The organism is Klebsiella sp. ME-303 (assembly GCF_007910085.1).
In the GTDB taxonomy this organism is placed as follows: domain Bacteria; phylum Pseudomonadota; class Gammaproteobacteria; order Enterobacterales; family Enterobacteriaceae; genus Klebsiella; species Klebsiella michiganensis.
On record NZ_VOJB01000102.1, the window covers coordinates 152,261 to 174,170 of the forward strand.

Annotated in this window: 18 protein-coding genes; 4 read left to right on the forward strand and 14 right to left on the reverse strand. The window is 60.3% G+C overall.

All coding sequences use genetic code 11. From position 1 onward, the window contains the following. Positions 1–23: 23 nt before the first annotated feature. From FQK12_RS24815 to gspC, 13 genes are read right to left on the reverse strand one after another with little or no spacing between them, the layout of a single operon-like run. A complete protein-coding gene (locus FQK12_RS24815) occupies positions 24–821 on the reverse strand; it encodes a prepilin peptidase (RefSeq protein WP_014227970.1) in 798 nt (265 codons plus the stop codon). Positions 822–823: 2 nt separating this feature from the next. Further along, entirely contained in the window at positions 824–1,582 is a 759-nt protein-coding gene (locus FQK12_RS24820; protein WP_014227971.1) for a type II secretion system protein N, read from the reverse strand. Then, a complete protein-coding gene (gene gspM / locus FQK12_RS24825) occupies positions 1,572–2,057 on the reverse strand; it encodes a type II secretion system protein GspM (protein ID WP_014227972.1) in 486 nt (161 codons plus the stop codon). Before gspM ends, FQK12_RS24820 begins: the two co-directional genes overlap by 11 nt. Continuing rightward, positions 2,050–3,243, reverse strand: a complete 1,194-nt coding sequence (gene gspL / locus FQK12_RS24830; RefSeq protein ID WP_014227973.1) for a type II secretion system protein GspL — start codon at positions 3,241–3,243, stop codon at positions 2,050–2,052. The genes gspM and gspL overlap by 8 nt, the downstream gene beginning before the upstream one ends. Further along, positions 3,236–4,216, reverse strand: coding sequence for a type II secretion system minor pseudopilin GspK (gene gspK, locus FQK12_RS24835; protein WP_014227974.1), 981 nt, complete (start codon positions 4,214–4,216; stop codon positions 3,236–3,238). The genes gspL and gspK overlap by 8 nt, the downstream gene beginning before the upstream one ends. After that, the gene (gene gspJ / locus FQK12_RS24840; RefSeq protein WP_014227975.1) at positions 4,213–4,809 is read right to left on the reverse strand and encodes a type II secretion system minor pseudopilin GspJ; all 597 of its coding nucleotides are present in this window, start codon (positions 4,807–4,809) and stop codon (positions 4,213–4,215) included. Before gspJ ends, gspK begins: the two co-directional genes overlap by 4 nt. Beyond that, positions 4,806–5,171: a type II secretion system minor pseudopilin GspI gene (gene gspI, locus FQK12_RS24845; protein WP_014227976.1), complete on the reverse strand. Its 366-nt coding sequence runs from the start codon at positions 5,169–5,171 to the stop codon at positions 4,806–4,808. Before gspI ends, gspJ begins: the two co-directional genes overlap by 4 nt. Then, positions 5,168–5,680 (reverse strand): type II secretion system minor pseudopilin GspH, encoded by a 513-nt coding sequence (gene gspH / locus FQK12_RS24850; protein ID WP_014227977.1) that lies wholly within the window; start codon positions 5,678–5,680, stop codon positions 5,168–5,170. The genes gspI and gspH overlap by 4 nt, the downstream gene beginning before the upstream one ends. Beyond that, positions 5,680–6,102 carry a type II secretion system major pseudopilin GspG gene (gene gspG, locus FQK12_RS24855; RefSeq protein WP_004098709.1) on the reverse strand — a complete coding sequence of 141 codons (423 nt, stop codon included), beginning with the start codon at positions 6,100–6,102 and terminating at the stop codon, positions 5,680–5,682. Before gspG ends, gspH begins: the two co-directional genes overlap by 1 nt. A 20-nt stretch (positions 6,103–6,122) precedes the next feature. Further along, a complete protein-coding gene (gene gspF / locus FQK12_RS24860; RefSeq protein ID WP_014227978.1) occupies positions 6,123–7,328 on the reverse strand; it encodes a type II secretion system inner membrane protein GspF in 1,206 nt (401 codons plus the stop codon). Position 7,329: 1 nt separating this feature from the next. Further along, positions 7,330–8,823: a type II secretion system ATPase GspE gene (gene gspE / locus FQK12_RS24865; protein WP_014227979.1), complete on the reverse strand. Its 1,494-nt coding sequence runs from the start codon at positions 8,821–8,823 to the stop codon at positions 7,330–7,332. Then, positions 8,820–10,766 (reverse strand): GspD family T2SS secretin variant PulD, encoded by a 1,947-nt coding sequence (gene pulD / locus FQK12_RS24870; protein WP_029946937.1) that lies wholly within the window; start codon positions 10,764–10,766, stop codon positions 8,820–8,822. The genes gspE and pulD overlap by 4 nt, the downstream gene beginning before the upstream one ends. Before the next feature lie 36 nt (positions 10,767–10,802). After that, on the reverse strand, positions 10,803–11,642 hold the full coding sequence (gene gspC / locus FQK12_RS24875) for a type II secretion system protein GspC (RefSeq protein WP_014227980.1): 840 nt from the start codon (positions 11,640–11,642) through the stop codon (positions 10,803–10,805). Positions 11,643–11,994: 352 nt separating this feature from the next. On the opposite strand from gspC, the gene pulA reads away from it, so the two are divergent. Continuing rightward, positions 11,995–15,267 carry a pullulanase-type alpha-1,6-glucosidase gene (gene pulA, locus FQK12_RS24880; RefSeq protein WP_014227981.1) on the forward strand — a complete coding sequence of 1,091 codons (3,273 nt, stop codon included), beginning with the start codon at positions 11,995–11,997 and terminating at the stop codon, positions 15,265–15,267. A gap of 71 nt (positions 15,268–15,338) precedes the next feature. Further along, complete coding sequence (gspB, locus tag FQK12_RS24885; RefSeq protein ID WP_014227982.1) at positions 15,339–15,863, forward strand: type II secretion system assembly factor GspB; 525 nt, start codon at positions 15,339–15,341, stop codon at positions 15,861–15,863. 28 nt (positions 15,864–15,891) lie between these two features. On the opposite strand, the gene pulS is transcribed toward gspB, so the two are convergent. Then, positions 15,892–16,269: a GspS family T2SS pilot lipoprotein variant PulS gene (gene pulS, locus FQK12_RS24890; protein WP_014227983.1), complete on the reverse strand. Its 378-nt coding sequence runs from the start codon at positions 16,267–16,269 to the stop codon at positions 15,892–15,894. Positions 16,270–16,841: 572 nt separating this feature from the next. On the opposite strand from pulS, the gene mrcB reads away from it, so the two are divergent. Further along, positions 16,842–19,394 carry a bifunctional glycosyl transferase/transpeptidase gene (gene mrcB / locus FQK12_RS24895; RefSeq protein ID WP_014227985.1) on the forward strand — a complete coding sequence of 851 codons (2,553 nt, stop codon included), beginning with the start codon at positions 16,842–16,844 and terminating at the stop codon, positions 19,392–19,394. A gap of 274 nt (positions 19,395–19,668) precedes the next feature. After that, positions 19,669–21,873, forward strand: a complete 2,205-nt coding sequence (gene fhuA / locus FQK12_RS24900) for a ferrichrome porin FhuA (RefSeq protein WP_014227986.1) — start codon at positions 19,669–19,671, stop codon at positions 21,871–21,873. Positions 21,874–21,910: the final 37 nt, after the last annotated feature.

The following is a 21,910-nucleotide window of genomic DNA, read 5'->3' on the forward strand; positions in this document are numbered from 1 at the left end:
GCGCAGCGCGAGCAGGGGATGTTTTATACCTGGCTCCACAAAAAGATGCCGCCGCCCGCCAGCGCCAGCCAGGGGCCGAAGGCCAGAGGTTGTTCGAGCGAACGACGGGTTACCAGACGCTGCAGCAGCGTCCAGACCAGACCGCTGGCGGAAGCCAGCAGCAGCGTCTGCGGCAGCGGCTGCCAGCCGAGCCACGCGCCGAGCGCTGCCAGCAGCTTGAAATCGCCGTAGCCCAGCGCCTCTTTACCGGTCAGCAGACGGAACACCCAGTACACCGACCACAGCGACAAATACCCGACCATCGCGCCAATGACCGCCTCCGCCAGCGGCGCGAAGGTATCGGAAAGATTGAACAGCAGCCCGGCCCACAGCAGCGGCAGCGTCAGCCTGTCAGGCAGCAGCTGCGTTTGCGCGTCGATGGCGGCGAGGATCAGCAGTACGGACACGAAAATTAGCCCGCCCAGCAGCGGCATGCCCGGAGCCATCAGGTACCCCGCGAGTACAAACAGCGCGCCGGTCGTCAGCTCCATCAGGGGATAGCGACGCGAGATCGGCTGCCCGCAGCAGCGCGCGCGCCCCCTGAGCCATAAAAAGCTCAGCAGCGGGATATTGTCCCGCCAGGCGATAGGCTGACGGCACTGCGGGCAGAACGACGCGGGGAGGCAGAGATTCACCCCCTCTGCGCGTTCCATCATCAGCGGTAAACGATGGATAACGACGTTAAAAAAGCTGCCGAACGCCAGTCCGGACAGGAATAAAAAGCCGCCCCAGATTGACGGGTATTGCGCGGCGAACTCCGGTAACAGCGCGATATTTTCCATCTCTATTTTTTCTCCCCGGAGCGCCACTGCCCCTGCCACTGCCACGGCGTGCGCCCCTGCTCATCTTTGCGGCCGTTTTGCGCGAGCAGCAGCGTCAGCAGCGCCGGAGTCGTCTGGCGGGTCTGCAGCGTACCGTTAAACGTATAGCGCCCGTTGGGCGTCAGAACGCCCTGTCCTGCGAGGCTAAGCTGACGGGAGTCCTGGGTCAGGGCGACAGTCAGCGTGCCCGCCGGGGTACAGCTTAATTTGCCGTTGACCTGGGCCAGTTCGAGCGACCCGGCGGGGGAGCTGAGCGCCGCATTCCGCCACTGCACGGTGCTGGCGGTCATCTGTCGGCAACCGCCGGCGTTAAAGCGGGCCTCGGGCAGCGTCAGCACAACCTGACCGCGAGCCTCCAGCGGTATGCCGGATGCTAACCGCTGGCCGAGCGTCCGGGCCGGCGCCGCGAGTCGCCCCTCGCGCACCACAACGTCGTTCAGACCGTGCAGCCAGGCCCGGCCGCGCAGGCCGGAGGGGTCGTTAAACGCGATATGCCAGCCGGGAAGCCACGACGAAAAGCCAAACTCCCAGCGTAAATGGGCGATGTCAAAACCGCGCCAGCTGGCCTGACGGGCTTCTCCTTGCCACAGGGTGCCCGTGGTTTCGCCGAGCCGCGCGCCGTCCGGTAGAGCCAGAGTGAGCAGCCGCGCCGGCGCGCTAAACAGCAGCCAGAAGAGATAGACCGCCGCCAGCAGCAGGGCGATAGTGAGTTTATTTTTCATCGCTGCGCTCCAGCACCAGCGTATTAATCGTCACCCAACCGGGCTGCTGCGCCACGGCGGTCACCGCCAGGGTGGCGGTAGTCATCCCCGCCTGCCCCAGCGCGCCCAGCCATGCCATCAGCGTCTGGAAATCGGCGGGCTGCACGGTAAGGCTCAGGCGGGAGCCCTGCGGCTGCAGGCGAACGATAGTGATACCGTGGCGGCCGGCTTCGCGCATAATCACCGTTGAGGGTTCTTCCGGAGCGGCAGAAGGTTTCCGCTGGTTAAGCTGCTGGAGAAGCGGGGTCTGCTGGCGCATCCACCGCAGGCTGGACTGCTCCCTGGCCAGCGTTTGCCGCCACTGCGCCTCGCGATTTTGCCAGGGCTGCCAGAGGGCGTAATAAATCAGGCCAATAAGCAGCATGACGCCCATCCCCAGCAGCAGATGCCGTTCGCGGCGCGTACGCTGTTGCCATAAGGCGAGCAGGTTATCCATCGTTGCCCTCCAACGTCAGACGCCCTTCAATACCGTCGGCGCGCGGCTTCATCTCGCCGGTCTGCACGCGAAACCCCGCCCGCGCCCGCTGGCTGAACTGCGCCAGGGCCTGCGATGAAACGGCGGATATCTCCAGCTGCAGCGCGTTGCGCGCGGCGTCAAAGCTCAGGGCGCGCAGACGAATGCCCGGCGTTTCGGCGATGATTTGCTGCAGGGCGCCGAGCCGTGAGATGAGCGCCGGCCGGGCGCTCACGCTTTCCAGACGGCGCAGATGCTGCTGCATTTGCAGGCGTGGATTGACGAGATTTTTTTCCGCTTTGAACCACTGGCGGTAAAAATCACGGCTGGCCTGCACGGCGGCGTCGGCCTGACGCGCCAGGGCGAGATGGTCGTGGAGGCGATTTCCGCTCCACAGCAGCAGTAGCGCCAGGGTTGCGACAATCGTCGGCCGCCAGCGTCGGGGCGTCGGCGGCCGGCGTTTCGCGGCAAAATTGCCCTGGCGTAAGCAGATTTTGCGCGCCTGCGGGTTGCTTGCCGCCAGCGCCAGCAAATCCTGCACCGGGCGAGGCTGCCACGGCGCGGCGATATCCGGCGGCGGCGAGTAGCAGGCGATGGGCGCGAGGTCAGGCCAGTGAACCAGCAGTTCGCCGAGCCATGGGGTTTCCACCGCCATACCGCTGCACGTCTCGCAGCGAAACAGCCACTGTTCGCCGCAGCGTACGGCGCTCCAGCCGGTCGGGTTCTGCGGCAGGGCAAGGGCATCCGGCGTCAGGGCCAGCACGTTGAGTCCGAGCCCCTCGCACCAGGCCTGCCATGCGCGCATCTTCTCTCGCCCGACCACCGCCACGGCACAGTCGCTTTTATCCCGGTGGATCAGGGCAAAATGGCTCTCTTCGATCTCCGTTGCCAGCTGTTCTTCGAGTAAAAACGCCAGCGCCTGCTGCGCATTTCGGCGCGCGCCGGCGGGCAGGGTAACGCGATGAAACGCGCAGTCGCTGGCGGGCACCAGCACCCAGGCCGGATGACGCTGCGCCAGCAGGCTGAGCGTCGGGTCGCCAGCGTCAGGATGCCACTCGCCAGTCTGCGCCGCGTCGCCCGGCGCGGCCAGCCGCCATATCGCCGTCGCGGCATCGGGATTGAGGCGAATAATCAGCACGGCGGCGGAAAAAGTATGGTGGTTATTCATCGGCTACCCAATAGATTCCGTAGCGCCGCTGGACGACGCTGAAGGTTCGCCCCTGCTTTTGCAGGAGACTGCGTTGCTGATAGCGGGCGCTGCCCATCACCACGCTGAAGGTGGCGATAAAGCGCTCGCTGTGCACCGCCAGCCACGGACGCGCGGCGGCGGTATCGGTTTTTTGTAATAGCGGCTGCGACAGGAAGGCGGCGACGCTGCTCCAGCCGGTGGTCGCGCGGGCCTGCAGCAGCTGCCGGGCTTCGACGAGGGTGAGTTCAGCGGGGAAGAGCGCCGCCAGCAGCGCGGCCTGAGCGGGCTGCAGGGTATTGACGTTTACCTGCAGCGTCTCGTCCGCCAGGGCGCAGACGTAGGGCAGCAGACGCTGATAGAGCGCGGCGTCCATCCCGGCCAGCAGACGCAGTTCGCTGACGTCCTGCAGCGGCTGATTGCCGGTCAGATAGCCGGGGGATTGCGCCATATAGACTTCGTCTTCCGCGCCGTTCAGCAGCGCCTGGCGATCGCTATCCACCCAGTCGCGCAGGGCGGCGGTCAGCTGTAAGGCGCGCAGCGGCTCGCTGCCGAGGTTCTCCAGCAGTCGGGTAAAAACCTGCGCGGGATAAGGGATTTCAACGCTTTCGTCGCCGCTGAGCTGGTTAATGGCGTTGAGGTTGAAGCAGGCCTGAGCGTCGGTAATCGTGGCGTAGATCTCGCCATCATTGACCGCAAAGCGGCGCCCCTGCTGGGCCCAGTTCTGCGCCAGATGGGTCTGGTTCGGCGAGTCGAGCGCGTCGCGTTGCAGCAGCGCCGCCGCCAGGGTTTCCGCCCCCAGCGCGTACCATTTAGCCTGCAGGTTATCGAGGGTAGTGGCGGTTTGCTGATACATCCGCGCGCTGCGTTCGGTCATGGCGCTCGCCAGCACCATCATCAGAGCGAGGATCAGCAGCACCATAAGCAGGGCGACGCCGCGCTGGCGGGTATTCATTGGCTGCCTCCCGACGTAAGCAGAAACAGCCGGCGGATCTCGCCGGACTGCTCCAGCGTCAGGGTGACTTCCAGCCCCTGCGGCAGCGTCTGCGTCTGCTGCCATTCATCCTGCCAGCGGCCGCTGGCGTAAAAGCGCAGGCGAAACGCCTGGACGCCGCGCTGCATAACGGTCACCGTGGGCAGACTACCGGGCAGCGGGTCCTGCTGGTCGTAGCTCAGACGCTCCAGCCGATCCCCGCGCAGGCGGTAGCCGACGTTCTGAATTTCCGAGCGCGGCAGGATCCCCAAAGGATTGGGCCAGCCGTTGCGGCTAAAGGCGATCGCCCAGTCGTCGCTGCCGAGCTGAAAACGTCCGGCAAAAAAGAGGCTCGCGCTGTCGCGGCTGCGGCGGGGAATGATTTGGCTAAAGTCCGCCGCCATCTGGCTGAACGTGAGCTGTAACGCCTGCATGCGCCCGCCCTTATCGCGGGTGAGCGTATCGGCGCGCATCACGTTTTGCAGCACCGTGACCGCAGCGACGCTGAGCGCGGCGAGGATTGCCAGCGCCAGCAGCATTTCGACGAGGGTAAATCCGCGAGCGCGCTGGATCATGGCGGCGTCACGTAGGTGCGCAGCGAAGAGACGGGCATTTTATCGCTTTTGGCGCAGCGGACTTCAACGTCCAGCGCCCGCAGCTGCGGCAGGTCGGTCTCCACCCCCTGCCAGCGAATGTGCCAGCTGACGCCCGCCGCCTGCACCGTGGTTTCCGACCAGCTCAGCGCGGGCCAGCGATTTTCCAGCCGTAGCTGCACCAGCTGATTATCCGCCAGCCAACCGGCCAGGGTTTTCTCTTCCATACGACCCAGCTGGCGGGTTTGCTGGAGCGTGGCCTGCATCACCGCCAGCCCGGCGAGGGCGAAGACCGCCAGGGCGACCATCACTTCAATCAGCGTCATACCGGCCTGCTTTTTCATGGCGTCTCCTGCGGTTCGGGCAGGCTTTCGCCGCGCGCATTAAACGCGATACCCGGTCCCTCGCCGACGGTCAGCCGGAACGGCGTCATCTCACCGCCGGGAAAGATCAGCACATCGGGATTGTCGCCCGGCGTCCAGGCCTCGCCCTGCGGAAAAGTGAGATGCAGCGTGTTCCCGGCGACGCTGCCCGAGGTGGCGACGCGTCCGGTGCGCAGGGGGAGCCAGCGATAGCCGTTCCAGTCGTCGCCGGCCGGGGGCGGTTCGTTGCTTTCGCGGGGCTGTAAGACCAGAAACTGCCAGCGATCGGGATGCACCGAGGCGCCAAAAAACTGGCCGGTTTGCAGCCCTCGCTGCTGGACAAAGCGCAGCTGCGCCTCAAAGCGTGCCAGCGCCTGCGCCGAGCTATCGTCGCGCGAGGCGGGGAAGGCCAGCATCACCATGCCCGCGCTGACGCCGATCAGCAGCAAAATGAGCATCATCTCCAGCAACGTAAAGCCGCGCTGTCGCACTATTTCTTCCCGATCGTCCAGTTGCCGATATCGTCATTGCTCTCCGGTACGCCGTCCGGCCCGAGGCTGAAAATATCCACCTGTCCGTGCTGGCCGGGGCTCAGCAGCTGGTAATCGCTGCCCCACGGATCCTGCGGCAGACGGCGAATATAGCCGCCTTCAGGATAGTTGCGCGCGTGCGGCTCGGCCGATGGCGCGCTGACCAGTGCCTGCAGCCCCTGCTCGGTGGTGGGATAGCGGCTGTTATCCAGTTTGTACATGTCCAGCGCCCCCTCGAGCGCCACAAGATCGCTGACCACTTTTTGCCGGTCGGCCTTTTCCTTGTTGCCCATCAGGTTGGGCACCACGAGGCTGGCGAGCACGCCGAGGATGACAATCACCACCATGATTTCCAGTAAGGTGAATCCACGCTGTCGTTGCATATTTTTCTCCATTAGAACAATTACATACTCATCAGGGTATTGAGCTGCAGTATCGGTTGCAGGATGGCGAGGACGATAAACAGCACCATGCCGGCCATCGCCACCACCAGCAGAGGTTCAAACAGGCTGAGGGCCAGCTGAATTTGCGCGCTCAGATCCCGGTCCTGGTTATCCGCCGCGCGCTCCAGCATGCCGTTGAGCTCGCCGCTCTGTTCGCCGCTGGCGACCATGTAGCGCATCATCGGCGGGAACAGCTGGGTCATTTCGAGCGCGCGATGCAGGCTGACGCCTTCGCGAACCGCGTCGCTGGCGGCTTCCAGCTGGCGCTTCGCCCAGGCGTTGCTTAATACTTCCGCGCTGATGCGCATCGCCAGCAGCAGCGGAACGGCGCTGGCGTTGAGAATGCTCAGGGTGCGGGCGTAGCGGGCGCTGTTAACGCTGCGCGCGACCCGGCCAATCAGCGGCAGGCGCAGCAGCAGCCTGTGCCAGGCCAGCCGCTTTGCCGGCTGCTGCAGCAGGTAGCGCAGCAGCAGAGCGATGAGCATGGCGGCCAGCAGCAGCCACGGACCGGCGGCGCGCAGCACATCGCTCATCGCCATCAGCAGGCGGGTGGAAAACGGCAGCGCCTGCTTAAGGTGGATAAACTGCTCGACAACCTTCGGCACCACCGTCGACAGCAGAATGACGATCACGCTGACCGCCACCAGGGTCAGCACGATGGGGTAAATCATCGCCTGCAGCAGCCGGGCGCGCAGCTGCTGGCGCTGTTCGGTATAGTCCGCCAGCCGGTTCAGCACGCCGTCGAGGTGGCCGGAGGCTTCTCCGGCGGCGACCATCGCGCAGTAGAGCGCGTCGAAGCAGCCCGGGTAGCCGCGCATCGCTTCCGCCAGCGAATGGCCTTCCAGCACTTTGCCGCGCACGCCGGCAATCAGGGTTTTCAGCTGGTTTTTTTCACACTGCTGGGCGACCGCGTCGAGCGCTTTTTCCAGCGGGATGGCGGCGGCGACCAGCGTCGCAAGCTGGCGGGTCAGGAGGGCGAGATCGCGGGCGTTGGTGCGGCGGATAAAGCGCGGTTGCCCGCCGCTGCCGGCTGCCGGGGTGATGTCCAGCGCCAGCCAGCCCTTTTCCCGCAGCAGCTGGCGAGCGTGGCGGGCGGAGTCCGCCTGCTGGACGCCGCGCCGGGTTTTACCGTTTTCATCAACGGCCTGATAGCGAAAAAGCGCCATGTCAGGAGGCCTCCGCGATCTGCTGTTCGCTAACCCGCAGCACCTCTTGCCAGCTGGTGATCCCCGCCAGCGCCTTGTCCCGTCCGGCGTGGCGCAGGGTGATATAGTCCGCCCCCAGCTGCTGGATCAGCGTCACCTCGTTTTCGCCGCGGTGGATTGCCATACGCACGCGATCGTCCACCAGCAGCAGTTCGTGAATGCCGGTACGTCCGCGATAGCCGGTAAAGCCGCACTCGGCGCAGCCTCGGGGCTGCCAGAGCGCCGTGCCGGGAGCGATCTCCATCTGGCGGGCGGTGTCGGCATTGGCCGGTTCCTGCTGGCGACAGTGCGGGCAGAGCCGGCGCACCAGCCGCTGCGACATCACCGCCAGCAGCGAGGTGGAGAGCAGAAAAGGCTCCACGCCCATATCCTGCAGGCGCGAGATGGCGCCCAGCGCGCTGTTGGTGTGCAGCGTTGAGAGCACCAGATGACCGGTTAGCGAAGCCTGAACGGCGATTTGCGCCGTTTCGCCGTCGCGAATTTCGCCTACCAGCACCACGTCAGGGTCCTGGCGCAAAATAGCGCGCAGCCCGCGGGCAAAGGTCATATCGACTTTCGCGTTAACCTGGGTCTGACCGATGCCCTCCAGCTCATATTCGATAGGATCTTCAATGGTCATGATGTTGCGCTCGCGGGCATCGAGGCGGCTCAGCGCGGCGTAGAGGGTGGTGCTTTTTCCCGAACCGGTCGGCCCGGTCACCAGCACGATGCCGTGCGGGCGGGCGATCAGTCCATCCACCTGCTGAAGCAGCGCGGGCGACATGCCGAGGGTCAGCAGGTCGAGATTGACGCTGTTTTTATCGAGCAGACGCAGCACCACGCGTTCGCCGTAGCTCGACGGCAGGGTGGAGACGCGCACGTCGACGGCGCGTCCGCCAATGCGCAGCGCCATGCGACCGTCCTGAGGAATGCGCTTTTCGGCGATATCAAGGCTCGCCATCACCTTAATGCGCGAGATCAGCAGCGCGGCGAGGCGGCGCTGGGGGCGCAGGATTTCGCGCAGTACGCCGTCGACGCGAAAGCGAATTTGCAGGTGGCGTTCATAGGTTTCGATATGAATATCCGACGCTTTCTCTTTGATAGCCTCGGTGAGCATGGCGTTAATCAGGCGGATAATCGGCGCGTCGTCTTCGCTATCCAGCAGGTCGTCGGTGTCCGGCAGTTCTTCGGCAAGGGTGTACAGATCCAGCTCGTTGCCGATATCCGCCATCATGCGCCGGGCCTCGGCGGAGTCGCGCTGATAGCTCAGCACCAGCAGCTTTTCGAACGCCTCCGCTTCCAGTCGCTCGAGGCTGAACGGCATCCCGGCCACCCTGCGGGCTTCCAGCAGCGCCTGCGGCGCGGTGGCGGCGAGGCAGAAAACCTCGCAGCTTTCGCCGTTGCTCAGGAGCATCACGTTGTGCGCGCGGGCGTAGCCGAAGGGGAGCAGCGGGCGTCGTCCAGCGGCGGGGGTCATAGATTGCCTCCCAGATTGAAGGCGTCGATGGCGGCGCTGACCTGGCGGAACGCGGCGGTATCCTGGCGCGGGTAGATCTCCAGCAGATCGTTACTCAGCATCGCGTCGTTGTTCTCTTTGCCGCGCTGTTTGCTCTGGGCGTCGTTAAACGCGGTGTACTGCCCGGATGAAGCCTGACGGTACTCGTCGCGGTCGCGGATCACCGTCGGGCGGATAAACAGCATCAGGTTGCGCTTGGAGACCTTTTTGCTGGTGGAGCGGAACAGCGCGCCAATCACCGGGATATCGCCGAGCAGAGGGACTTTGTCGGCGGTGTCGGAGACGCTTTTATCCAGCAGTCCGCCGACGACCACCGTTTCGCCGCTGCCGACCAGCACGGCGTTATTAACCGTACGGGTATTGAAGGTCGCGCCGAGATCCGAGCTGGTGCTGGAGGCGGCGTCCGCCACGCTGGAGACCTCCTGTTCGATCTCCAGCAGAACCGAATCGCCTTCATTGATCTGCGGCTTCACTTTTAGCTTGATGCCGACGGTTTTGCGCTCGACGGTATTGAAGATGTTATCGCCGGAGGTGGTTTGCGAGCCGGTCAGCACCGGGACCTCCTGGCCGACGTTAAAGGTGGCTTCCATGTTGTCGAGGGTGACGATACTCGGCGTCGCGAGAATATCGTTCTTGGTGCTGCTGGAGAGGGCGGTTAACAGCATCGCCCAGTTGCCCTGGTAGAACCCGGCGGCAATGCCGTTGAAGGAGCTTAAGGCGCTTGCCAGCGAGCTGCTGACGGTGCCGTCTTTGTTGTACTGGTTGGCCCCGGCGATGGCCGTGGATATCGGCAGACCGCTGTTGGTGAACTGGGTCATCCCGGCATTTTTATTGGCCCACTGGATGCCGAGGTTCAGACCGTCAGCGTCCTGCACTTCGGCGATAATCGCTTCGACCAGCACCTGCGGGCGGCGGATATCCAGCTGGGCGATCACCCGTTCCAGATCGTTCATTACGTCCGGGGCGGCGGTGACAATCAGGGCGTTGGTCTGACCGTGCGCTTTGATAATGATATTTTTATCCAGCGCCGCCACCGGCTTCGCGGCCTGCTTTTCGCTCTGCATCGTGCTGCTGATGCCGGTCAGCACTTCCACCAGGTCGGAGGCTTTGGCGTATTTCAGGTAGATCACTTTGGTATTGCCCTGGGTCGCCTGCTGGCGGTCGAGCTGCTTAATCATGGCGATGATCCGCTGGCGGGAGTTCGGCTCGCCGCTGACCAGCACCGCGTTGGTGCGTTCATCGGCCACCACGTTGGCGACCATTGAGCCGGGCAGCGCCGATTTGCTGGTGTCTTTGTTGAGTTCGGTCACCAGCTTGACCACATCGGCGGCGGAGGCCCAGGCGAGGGGAACAGTCACCACGCTGCGGTCTCCGGCGTTATCGACGCGTTCGACGATGGTTAGCAGGCGCTTGATGACCGCCGCGCGGCCGGTCATCAGCAGGACGTTGGAGGGTTCATAGTGCACCACGCTGCCCGCGCCGGCGTTATCGTTAAGCTGGCGCAGCAGCGGCGCCAGATCGCGGGCCGCGACGTTGGTCAGGGGCACTACGCGGGTGACGACCTCATCGCCAATGCCCGGCGCGGCATCGCTCGCCACCGGCACCGCGGCGGTTTTCGCATCCTTCGAACGAACGACTTTCAGGACGCCGTTATTCATATTAATCACCGCGAAGCCATAGACATCGAGGACGCTGAGGAAGAATTGATAATATTGCTCTTCGTTGAGCATATCGTAGCTGCGCACGGTAATGGTGCCGCGTACGCTGGGATCGATAATGACCGTTTTATTCAGGTTTTTACTCACCGTATTGATAAATTCCTGAATATCGGTGCCCTTAAAGCTGGCGGAAAACTCTTCCGCCGCGGCCGGTTTGAATAACAGCGCGGCGAATACCAGCAGCATCAGGGAAAATGGGCGAATGACGTTGGCGATGATCAATTATTCATCCCTCAGGGCTAGATAAATATCTTGTTTCTGGCCGTCGCGTTCAACGGTAAGAGTTATTTCAGTTAATTCCGGTAGCTGGGCTAATGCCTGGCGGGACTGTTCTTTATCGCGGAGATCCAGGCCGTTCAGGGCTATCGCCAGATCGTTTTCTTTGAGACCCGCCTGGCGAAATAGCGCCGGGTCTTTGCCCGGATTCAGACGATATCCGCTGAGCTTGTCGTTAACCATGACCGGCGAAATATTGAGGTAATGAAGAATATTTTGCGGCTGCTCGCGGAGTTCCTGCGCCAATTGGCGGGCTGGCGGCGCGGCGCTATTTTTGCCGGCGGCGGGCGGGTCGTTAAACAGCGGGATAGCCTCATTTCTGCCGCGGTAATTAACAATCAGGCGGTCGGGGAAAATGGCGACGATTTTCGCCTCTCCGCCCGGCGTGCTATCGCCAATCCCGAGGCTAACCTGTTGATTCCCTTTCATCATGATGGCAATGGCGCGAGAGGGATCGGTGCTGGCGAGCAGGCCGGTAACGCGCAGTTTGAGCGCCGATACGGGCGCCTGGTCGAGGTTGCCGCCGTGCGCGGAGGCGGAGGTTTTCTCCGCAAGGCCAAACAGCGTAAAGCGCGGCAGCGCCGTTTCCGGGGAGGGCGCGGCGGGCGCCGTCATATCGGCAGGGCTCAAGGCGTTATCCGTAAAGTTTACCGGGAGAATTATTTTCCAGGTTAATTGGGCGAGCTGCTGGCAGATAAAAAATAATATGATGGACGTCACAATATGAGGCGCGTAATTAATTATTTTTTTATTTGATATTGTTAATCTCATCACGGAATTATGCATTTTTATTCCTTTGCTCATTCTATTTCCCTCAGCAAAAGGTACCGCCCTACCGATATTGGTGGGGCATTTTTTATTGTGAGCGTGCTTATTGCGGGAATCTGCGTAGGTCGCTGCGAATCATAAAGAGTTTGGCTATTGTGGTCGTCATTCCCTTTTTATTTTTTCTCCTCCGGCCGCCTACGCCCCCACGTAATGAGCGAATGGATGATTGAACCGGAGAGAGCAAGAATATCTAATTATCGGCGCTTTAAAGATATGCTCGTTATTTTTTTATGGTGCTTAAGTGCGCCAGGAATAGTTTCGCGTATATAACACTTCATATAATTTAATCAGCATGTATAGGGACTATCGAATGCTCAGATATACCCGTAATGCCCTGGTTCTGGGATCGCTGGTTTTACTTAGCGGTTGCGATAACGGATCCTCTTCTTCTTCCTCTGGAAATCCCGATACTCCTGGTAATCAGGATGTGGTTGTACGTTTACCTGACGTTGCCGTACCCGGCGAAGCGGCCACGGCGACAGAAAAGCAGGCGGTCATTCACCTGGTGGATATCGCCGGCATCACCAGCAGTAGCGCTGCGGACTACAGCAGTAAAAACCTCTACTTATGGAACAACGAAACTTGCGACGCGCTGAGCGCGCCGGTAGCGGACTGGAATGACGTCAGCACCACGCCGAGCGGCAGCGATAAATATGGCCCGTACTGGGTGATCCCGCTCAACAAAGAGAGCGGCTGTATTAACGTTATCGTTCGCGACGGCACCGATAAGCTGATCGATAGCGACCTGCGGGTGTCGTTTGGCGACTTTACCGATCGTACGGTATCGGTGATCGCCGGCAACAGCGCGGTCTATGACTCCCGCGCCGACGCCTTCCGCGCCGCTTTTGGCGTCGCGCTGGCCGAAGCCCACTGGGTCGATAAAAATACGCTGCTGTGGCCGGGCGGGCAGGATAAGCCCCTCGTGCGCCTCTACTACAGCCACAGCAGTAAAGTGGCGGCCGACGGCGAAGGCAAATTTACCGACCGCTACCTGAAACTGACGCCGACTACCGTCAGCCAGCAGGTCAGCATGCGCTTCCCGCATCTTTCCAGCTATGCGGCCTTTAAGCTGCCGGACAACGCCAACGTTGACGAGCTGCTGCAGGGCGAAACGGTCGCCATTGCTGCCGCAGAGGACGGGATCCTGATTTCCGCTACCCAGGTACAGACGGCGGGCGTGCTGGATGATACCTATGCCGAAGCGGCGGAAGCCCTGAGCTACGGCGCGCAGCTGGCCGACGGCGGCGTCACCTTCCGCGTCTGGGCGCCGACCGCTCAGCAAGTGGATGTGGTGGTCTACAGCGCGGACAAAAAAGTGATTGGCAGCCATCCGATGACCCGCGACAGCGCTTCCGGCGCGTGGTCGTGGCAGGGCGGTAGCGATCTGAAAGGCGCGTTCTACCGCTATGCGATGACGGTTTATCATCCGCAGTCGCGCAAGGTTGAACAGTACGAAGTCACCGATCCGTATGCGCATAGCCTGTCGACCAACTCGGAGTACAGCCAGGTGGTCGATCTCAACGACAGCGCCCTGAAGCCTGACGGCTGGGATAGCCTGACGATGCCGCATGCCCAGAAGACAAAAGCGGATTTAGCGAAGATGACGATTCATGAATCGCATATTCGCGATCTCTCCGCCTGGGACCAGACCGTTCCGGCCGAACTGCGCGGTAAATACCTTGCGCTGACCGCCGGCGACAGCAATATGGTGCAGCATCTGAAGAAGCTCTCCGCTTCAGGCGTCACGCACGTCGAACTGCTGCCGGTCTTCGATCTGGCGACGGTGAACGAGTTCAGCGACAAAGTCGCCGATATTCAGCAGCCGTTCAGCCGCCTGTGCGAAGTGAACAGCGCGGTGAAAAGCAGCGAGTTCGCCGGATACTGCGACAGCGCTTCCACCGTGGAAGAGGTGCTGAATCAGCTTAAGCAGAGCGATAGCCAGGATAATCCTCAGGTGCAGGCGCTGAATACGCTGGTGGCGCAGACCGACTCCTACAACTGGGGCTACGATCCGTTCCACTACACGGTTCCGGAAGGATCCTACGCGACCGATCCGGAAGGCACGACGCGCATCAAAGAGTTCCGCACCATGATTCAGGCGATCAAGCAGGATCTGGGGATGAACGTCATTATGGACGTGGTATACAACCACACCAACGCCGCGGGCCCGACCGACCGCACGTCGGTGCTGGATAAGATCGTACCCTGGTACTATCAGCGTCTGAATGAAATTACCGGCAGCGTTGAATCCGCCACCTGCTGTTCCGACTCTGCGCCGGAGCATCGGATGTTCGCCAAGCTGATCGCCGACTCGCTGGCGGTGTGGACCACGGACTATAAAATCGATGGCTTCCGCTTCGATCTGATGGGCTATCACCCGAAAGCGCAAATTCTCTCGGCGTGGGAGCGCATTAAGGCCCTGAACCCGGATATCTACTTCTTCGGCGAAGGCTGGGACTCGAACCAGAGCGACCGCTTTGAAATCGCCTCGCAGATCAACCTGAAAGGTACCGGCATCGGCACGTTCTCCGATCGCCTGCGCGACTCCGTGCGCGGCGGCGGCCCGTTCGATTCCGGCGATGCGCTGCGTCAGAACCAGGGCGTCGGCAGCGGCGCGGGCGTGTTGCCAAACGAACTCGCCAGCCTGAGCGATGACCAGGTGCGTCATCTGGCCGATCTGACCCGTCTGGGCATGGCCGGTAACCTCGCTGACTTTGTGATGATCGACAAAGACGGTGCGGTGAAGAAAGGCAGCGAAATTGACTATAACGGCGCGCCTGGCGGCTATGCCGCAGACCCGACGGAAGTCGTCAACTATGTTTCGAAGCACGACAACCAGACGCTGTGGGACATGATCAGCTATAAAGCGTCCCAGGAAGCCGACCTGGCGACCCGCGTTCGCATGCAGGCCGTTTCGCTGGCGACGGTGATGCTCGGGCAGGGGATCGCTTTCGACCAGCAAGGTTCTGAACTGCTGCGCTCGAAATCCTTTACCCGCGACTCCTACGACTCCGGCGACTGGTTCAACCGCGTGGATTATTCCCTGCAGGATAACAACTACAACGTTGGGATGCCGCGCATCAGCGATGACGGCAGCAACTATGACGTGATTACTCGCGTCAAAGAGATGGTTGCCACTCCGGGCGAAGCGGAGCTGAAGCAGATGACCGCGTTCTACCAGGAGCTGACCGAGCTGCGTAAATCCTCCCCGCTGTTCACCTTAGGCGACGGCAGCGCGGTGATGAAGCGCGTTGATTTCCGTAATACCGGTTCAGACCAGCAGGCCGGTCTGCTGATTATGACCGTGGATGACGGAGTGAAAGCGGGCGCCAGCCTGGATAGCCGTCTTGACGGCCTGGTGGTGGTGATTAACGCCGCGCCGGAAAGCCGTACGCTGAATGAGTTTGCCGGTGAAACGCTGCAGCTGAGCGCGATCCAGCAGGCGGCGGGCGAAAATTCGCTGGCAAACGGCGTGCAGATTGCCGCTGACGGCACGGTCACGCTGCCGGCATGGTCGGTGGCGGTGCTGGAAATGCCGCAGGGCGATGCCCAGGGCGCCGGGCTGCCGGTCAGCAGCAAGTAAGACCTGAACCTCCCGGCCCGCGGCGTCATAACCACGGGCCGGGATGGCGTGTCTTGATTAAGGAGAAGCCCGTGCTTGTTCGTCAGCAAGAGCCGTACCCGCAGTCCGCGCCCCCGACGGTAGTTGGAAAAATGGTGCAGATCCCCTATGTGACCGTACCGCTGTACGCCGCGCTGCTGATTGCGCTCGGCTGGTTCGGCGGCGAGCAGTGGCGGAATAAGCCCGAGCCGCAGCCGATAAGGCAGCCGGTAGCGCATGCGGCGTTAGTGCCGCTGAATCAACCGGCGGTCAAAACTGCCGTGACGGCGGTTAAAGCCGAGCCAGAAATGAAGGCTGAACCAGAAATAGCGATCGATGAAGATACTCTGCCGCCTCTGCGCTATAGCGCGCACGTCTACGCCTCGCTGGCGGAGAAACGCAGCATTGTATTAAACGGACAGTCCTGGAAGGAGGGCGACTCGCCGCTGCCGAACCTGGTTATTGAGCAGATTCAGCAGGATCTCACCGTATTTAGCTTCAACGGTAAAACGTTTACCCTCGCGGCGCTGGATGACTGGCCGGGCGGGGCGATTGAGGAGAGTCCGCAGGCTGAATAAAATAGTGCGAGCGGAATAAAAATAAGCGCTATTTATTGCCGCGCAGGCTATCAATAAATGGCGCAAGTTGGCGATTAAACTGGCTGCATTTTGTGGCTTCCGGGGTACTGTCCTGCTGGAGCTGTTGATATAGCTGCGCGCTGCGCTGGCTTAGCACATTATCGTCAATATTCGCCCATCCGCGTTTTTTACCCACGTTTATTGCCGCACGATTAATCGCTTCATCGGCGGGCAGATCGCTGCGGTTGCATTTATTCTTCAGATAGCGCGCCCCGGCGGCGACGGAGGCGAGCTGCTCAAGCTGGGCCTGACCGCTCACGGCAGGACTGAGGGTTGTCGAACGATTTTGCTGACAGCCTGAGAGCAGGGCGACCGCCATAAGCGGGAATAGAATAAAGTTGCGCATAATATATTAATCGGAAAAATTAATTGGCTGACAGTTTAGCAAATATTTGTCCGCAGTCATCAGAAAATCTGCCAAATTATCAATGTTAAGCGGCTCGCTTTTTTATCATTGTCGTCTTTTAAATTTGTTTTTCTTTCACCTGCATGATTTTTCTTTTATGGCAGAAATACTATTTTCCGGCGTTGCCGTTCCGCTTTCTTTTGGCGGCATGTAGAAGGATACGGACGGACATGTTTATGTTGTTAAAAAACATAATAATTTCCCTTTTGTTACCTGATGAGCATGTAAAATGCTGGTTAAGAATGTCGCGGTTTAGTGCTATCCTGTATCGCCTGGACAACAAGTACCGTGTCCCGAACTATTCTGTCGATGAAGCCGGTAACAATGTGATTTGTATGGTGAATTTTTAAAGTGAAAATCATGCGAGCGACATGATAACGCGTCGCGCAGTTCATAAATGGTCGCCTGAAAGCCAAAACGGTCGGGCGTCAATTTGAGAGATTTCTTCTTTCCCCCAATCGGGGAAACATTGAGAATCAGGCCTTTACGCCTGTAAGTTGCGGAGAAAAAGCATGGCGGGAGATGACCGCGAGCCGATCGGACGTAAGGGGAGACCCTCGCGCCCGGCAAAACAAAAGGTAACTCGCCGTCGGGTCCGGGAAGAGGACTACGACGACGATTACGATGATGACTATGAGGATGAAAAACCGATGCCGCGGAAAGGAAAAGGCAAAGGCGGTAAACCCCCTCGTCGTAAACGCGCCTGGCTATGGCTGCTGATTAAGATTGGGGTCGTCTGCGCGGTGTTGATTGCCGCCTATGGCGTCTACCTCGATCAGAAAATCCGCAGCCGCATCGACGGTAAAGTCTGGGATCTGCCCGCGGCGGTTTATGGCCGGATGGTCAACCTTGAGCCGGATATGCAGATCAGCAAAAACGAAATGGTGCGCCTGCTCAACGCCACGCAGTATCGCCAGGTGAGCGCGATGACGCGCCCGGGCGAATACACGGTACAGGCCAACAGTATCGAGATGATCCGCCGTCCGTTCGATTTCCCGGACAGTAAAGAAGGGCAGGTGCGCGCGCGTCTGACCTTTAATGGCGATCGTCTGGACACTATCGAGAATATGGATAACAACCGCCAGTTCGGTTTCTTCCGTCTCGATCCGCGCCTGATCACCATGCTGCAATCGGCCAACGGCGAACAGCGTCTGTTTGTTAAGCGCAACGGCTTCCCGGATCTGCTGGTCGATACCCTGCTGGCGACGGAAGACCGCCATTTCTACGAACACGACGGCATCAGCCTCTACTCGATTGGCCGCGCGGTGCTGGCGAACCTGACCGCCGGGCGTACGGTGCAGGGCGCGAGTACGCTGACCCAGCAGCTGGTGAAGAACCTGTTCCTCTCCAGCGAACGTTCGTACTGGCGTAAGATTAATGAAGCCTATATGGCGCTGATCGTCGATGCCCGCTACAGCAAGGATCGTATCCTTGAGCTGTATATGAACGAAGTGTACCTCGGTCAGAGCGGCGATAACGAGATCCGCGGCTTCCCGCTGGCGAGCCTCTATTACTTTGGTCGTCCGGTGGAAGAGCTGAGCCTCGATCAGCAGGCGCTGCTGGTGGGGATGGTAAAAGGCGCGTCGGTCTACAACCCGTGGCGTAACCCGAAGCTGGCGCTGGAGCGACGCAATCTCGTGCTGCGTCTGCTGCAGCAGCAGCAGGTTATCGATCAGGAACTGTATGACATGCTGAGCGCGCGTCCGCTGGGCGTACAGCCGCGCGGCGGGGTGATCTCTCCGCAGCCGGCGTTTATGCAGATGGTACGCCAGGAGCTGCAGGCGAAGCTGGGCGACAAAGTGAAAGATCTCTCCGGCGTGAAGATCTTTACCACCTTCGACTCGGTCGCGCAGGACGCGGCGGAAAAAGCGGCGACGGAAGGTATTCCGGCGCTGAAGAAACAGCGTAAGCTGCCGGATCTGGAAACCGCGATGGTGGTGGTCGACCGCTTCACCGGCGAGGTGCGGGCGATGGTCGGCGGCGCGGAGCCGCAGTTTGCCGGCTATAACCGCGCGATGCAGGCGCGTCGTTCAATTGGTTCACTGGCAAAACCGGCGACCTATCTGACCGCGCTAAGCCAGCCGAACCAGTATCGTCTCAATACCTGGATTGCCGATGCGCCTATCTCGATTCGCCTGTCTAATGGCCAGACATGGTCGCCGCAGAACGACGATCGTCGCTACAGCGATAGCGGTAAAGTGATGCTGGTTGACGCGCTGACGCGTTCAATGAACGTGCCGACGGTGAACCTTGGGATGGCGCTGGGTCTGCCGGCGGTGGTCGATACCTGGACTAAGCTGGGCGCGCCGAAGAATCAGCTGAACGCCGTGCCGTCTATGCTGCTGGGGGCGCTGAACCTGACGCCGATTGAAGTGGCGCAGGCGTTCCAGACCATTGCCAGCGGGGGTAACCGCGCACCGCTGTCCGCGCTGCGTTCCGTTATCGCTGAAGATGGTACCGTGCTCTATCAGAGCTATCCGCAGGCGGAACGCGCGGTGCCGGCGCAGGCGGCGTATATGACGCTATGGACCATGCAGCAGGTGGTGCAGCGCGGTACCGGTCGCCAGCTGGGCGCGAAGTATCCGGGCCTGCATCTGGCGGGTAAAACCGGGACCACCAACAACAACGTTGATACCTGGTTTGCCGGTATTGACGGCGGTCAGGTGACCATTACCTGGGTGGGTCGCGATAATAACCAGCCGACCAAGCTGTACGGCGCCAGCGGCGCGATGTCAATTTATCAGCGCTACCTGGCTAACCAGACGCCGACGCCGCTGGTGCTGACTCCGCCTGAAGACGTGGTGGATATGGGCGTCGATGGCAGCGGTAACTTTGTCTGCAGCGGCGGCATGCGCTCGCTGCCGGTATGGACGACCTCGCCGGACGCGCTGTGCCGCCAGGGCGAACAGATCCAACAGCAGCAGCTTGAGCAGCAGCAGGCGAATAACCCGTTCAATCAGTCCGGGCAGCAGCCGCAGCAGCAAAATCAGCAGCAGCAACCGCCGAAGCAGGAGAAGAGCGATGGCGTAGCGGGCTGGATTAAGGATATGTTCGGCAGCAATTAACCCGCCGTTGCATCCTGTAAACCGGCGCTTTGTCGGTTGAATGGAGGCGGAAATATAGGCCCTCTACTACTCCGGTAGTAGAGGGCCTTTTTATCTCTGTCATTTAATTAACAGCCGTTTAACCCCACACTTACCGTCTGGTTATTTATTCATCCTTTGATCGCTCACAGGGGGCATATTTCTTGCCTTGCCGCGCGCGTTTCGCCTATTATGTCACTCGTTATAATAATAATTCTCGTTTACGTTATCATTCACTTCTATTAGAGATATACCCATGGCGCGTCTTAAAACTGCTCAGCCAAATCACTCGCTGCGTAAAATCGCAGTTGTAGTAGCCACGGCGGTTAGCGGCATGTCTGTTTATGCACAGGCGGCAGTTGAACCGAAAGAAGAAACCATTACCGTCACCGCCGCTCCGGCCCCGCAGGAGAGCGCCTGGGGACCGGCAGCGACCATCGCGGCGAAACATTCGGCTACCGCAACAAAAACCGATACCCCCATCGAAAAAACGCCGCAGTCTATTTCCGTGGTGACCCGTCAGGAAATGGAGATGAAGCAGCCGACGACGGTGAAAGAAGCGCTGGCCTATACGCCGGGCGTATTCTCGACTCGCGGCAGCTCAACCACCTATGATGTGGTGACGATTCGTGGTTTCACCACGTCGACAACGGTGAATACCAACCAGTATCTGGATGGGATGAAGCTGCAGGGTAATAACTATTCCGAAGTATCGATGGACCCTTATTTCCTCGAACGTGTTGAGGTGATGCGCGGGCCAACGTCGGTGCTGTACGGCAACAGCAACCCTGGCGGTATCGTCAGCATGGTCAGCAAGCGTCCGACCACTGAGCCGCTGAAAGAAATCCAGTTTAAAATGGGCACCGATAATCTGTGGCAGACGGGATTTGATTTCAGCGACGCCATTGATGATGACGGCGTGTGGTCATATCGTCTGACCGGTTTGGGCCGCAGCCAGGACGCCCAGCAGCAAATGGCGAAGTCTACCCGTTACGCGGTCGCCCCCTCCTTTAGCTGGCGTCCGGATGACAAAACGGACTTCACTTTCCTGAGTAATTTCCAGAGCGATCCGTATGCCGGATATTACGGCTGGCTGCCGCGTGAAGGGACGGTGGTGCCGTATTACGACGCCAACGGTAAGGCGCATAAGCTGCCGACGGACTTTAACGAAGGCGAGGCGGATAATAAGATGTCCCGCCGTCAGCAGATGGTGGGCTACAGCTTCTCGCATCAGTTTGATGATACTTTCGCCGTACGTCAGAACCTGCGTTATGCCAACGTCCATACCCTCTACCGTTCGGTCTACGGCAACGGATATACGCCGACAGGCAAAATCAACCGTGCGTATGTTCGCTCTGATGAGAACCTTAATACGTTTACCGTTGATACTCAGCTGCAGTCTGATTTCGCTACCGGCGCGGTAGGGCATACTCTGTTAACCGGCGTGGATTATTCGCGCATGCGCAATGATGTGAACGCCGATTACGGGACGGCTTCCGCGCTTGACATGCAGAACCCGCAGTACGGCAATGCAAACGTGAGCGTTAACTTCCCCTATTCAGTGCTGAACCGTATGGAGCAGACCGGTCTCTATGCCCAGGATCAGATGGCGTGGGATAAGTGGGTGATGACGCTGGGGGGCCGCTACGACTATGCGATGGCTTCAACCCTGACGCGCCCTGCGAATACCCTCGCCAAAAATCACGATCAGCAGTTCACCTGGCGCGGCGGTATTAACTATCTGTTTGATAATGGTATCTCGCCATACTTCAGCTACAGCCAGTCTTTTGAGCCGGTTTCCGGATCGTCGCGGGATGGTAAACCCTTCGATGCTTCCCACGGCGAACAGTATGAAGCCGGGGTGAAGTACGTACCGAAGGATATGCCGGTCGTGCTGACCGCCGCGGTATATCAGCTGACCAAAGATAAAAACCTGACGGCGGATCCGAACAACGCCTCGTTCAGCATCCAGACGGGCGAAATCCGCTCTCGCGGGATTGAGCTGGAGGCGAAGGCGGCGGTTAACGCCAACGTCAACGTGACGGCTTCCTATACCTATACCGACGCTCAATACCAGCATGACACCACCTTTAACGGCAAGCGTCCGGCGGAAGTGCCGCGCAACATGGCGTCGCTGTGGGCGGACTACACCTTCCACGAAACCGCGCTGAGCGGCCTGACGGTGGGTGCCGGGGCGCGCTATGTCGGTTCAACGGTAAGCTATTACAAAAACGATACTTCGACGGGGAAAAAAGATGACGTCTTCAACGTCGCGGGCTACGCGTTAATGGATGCCACCGTGAAATATGATTTAGCGCGCTTTGGTCTGCCGGGTTCGTCGATCGGGGTCAACGTCAACAACCTGTTCGATCGCGAATACGTTTCCAGCTGCTATAGCGAGTACGCATGCTACTGGGGCGCTGAGCGCCAGGTTGTGGCGACCGCGACTTTCCGTTTCTAACCACTTAACGGGCGCGGTTCGCCGCGCCTCTGACCAG

Bases quoted from the DNA above. Each gene is read 5' to 3' on its own strand.
- FQK12_RS24815 (WP_014227970.1), bottom strand. From the start codon at position 821: ATGGAAAATATCGCGCTGTTACCGGAGTTCGCCGCGCAATACCCGTCA.
- gspF (WP_014227978.1), bottom strand. From the start codon at position 7,328: ATGGCGCTTTTTCGCTATCAGGCCGTTGATGAAAACGGTAAAACCCGG.
- gspI (WP_014227976.1), bottom strand. From the start codon at position 5,171: ATGAAAAAGCAGGCCGGTATGACGCTGATTGAAGTGATGGTCGCCCTG.
- pulS (WP_014227983.1), bottom strand. From the start codon at position 16,269: ATGCGCAACTTTATTCTATTCCCGCTTATGGCGGTCGCCCTGCTCTCA.
- FQK12_RS24820 (WP_014227971.1), bottom strand. From the start codon at position 1,582: ATGAAAAATAAACTCACTATCGCCCTGCTGCTGGCGGCGGTCTATCTC.
- gspE (WP_014227979.1), bottom strand. From the start codon at position 8,823: ATGACCCCCGCCGCTGGACGACGCCCGCTGCTCCCCTTCGGCTACGCC.
- pulA (WP_014227981.1), top strand. From the start codon at position 11,995: ATGCTCAGATATACCCGTAATGCCCTGGTTCTGGGATCGCTGGTTTTA.
- pulD (WP_029946937.1), bottom strand. From the start codon at position 10,766: ATGCTGCTGGTATTCGCCGCGCTGTTATTCAAACCGGCCGCGGCGGAA.
- gspJ (WP_014227975.1), bottom strand. From the start codon at position 4,809: ATGATCCAGCGCGCTCGCGGATTTACCCTCGTCGAAATGCTGCTGGCG.
- gspL (WP_014227973.1), bottom strand. From the start codon at position 3,243: ATGAATAACCACCATACTTTTTCCGCCGCCGTGCTGATTATTCGCCTC.
- mrcB (WP_014227985.1), top strand. From the start codon at position 16,842: ATGGCGGGAGATGACCGCGAGCCGATCGGACGTAAGGGGAGACCCTCG.
- fhuA (WP_014227986.1), top strand. From the start codon at position 19,669: ATGGCGCGTCTTAAAACTGCTCAGCCAAATCACTCGCTGCGTAAAATC.
- gspG (WP_004098709.1), bottom strand. From the start codon at position 6,102: ATGCAACGACAGCGTGGATTCACCTTACTGGAAATCATGGTGGTGATT.
- gspM (WP_014227972.1), bottom strand. From the start codon at position 2,057: ATGGATAACCTGCTCGCCTTATGGCAACAGCGTACGCGCCGCGAACGG.
- gspC (WP_014227980.1), bottom strand. From the start codon at position 11,642: ATGCATAATTCCGTGATGAGATTAACAATATCAAATAAAAAAATAATT.
- gspK (WP_014227974.1), bottom strand. From the start codon at position 4,216: ATGAATACCCGCCAGCGCGGCGTCGCCCTGCTTATGGTGCTGCTGATC.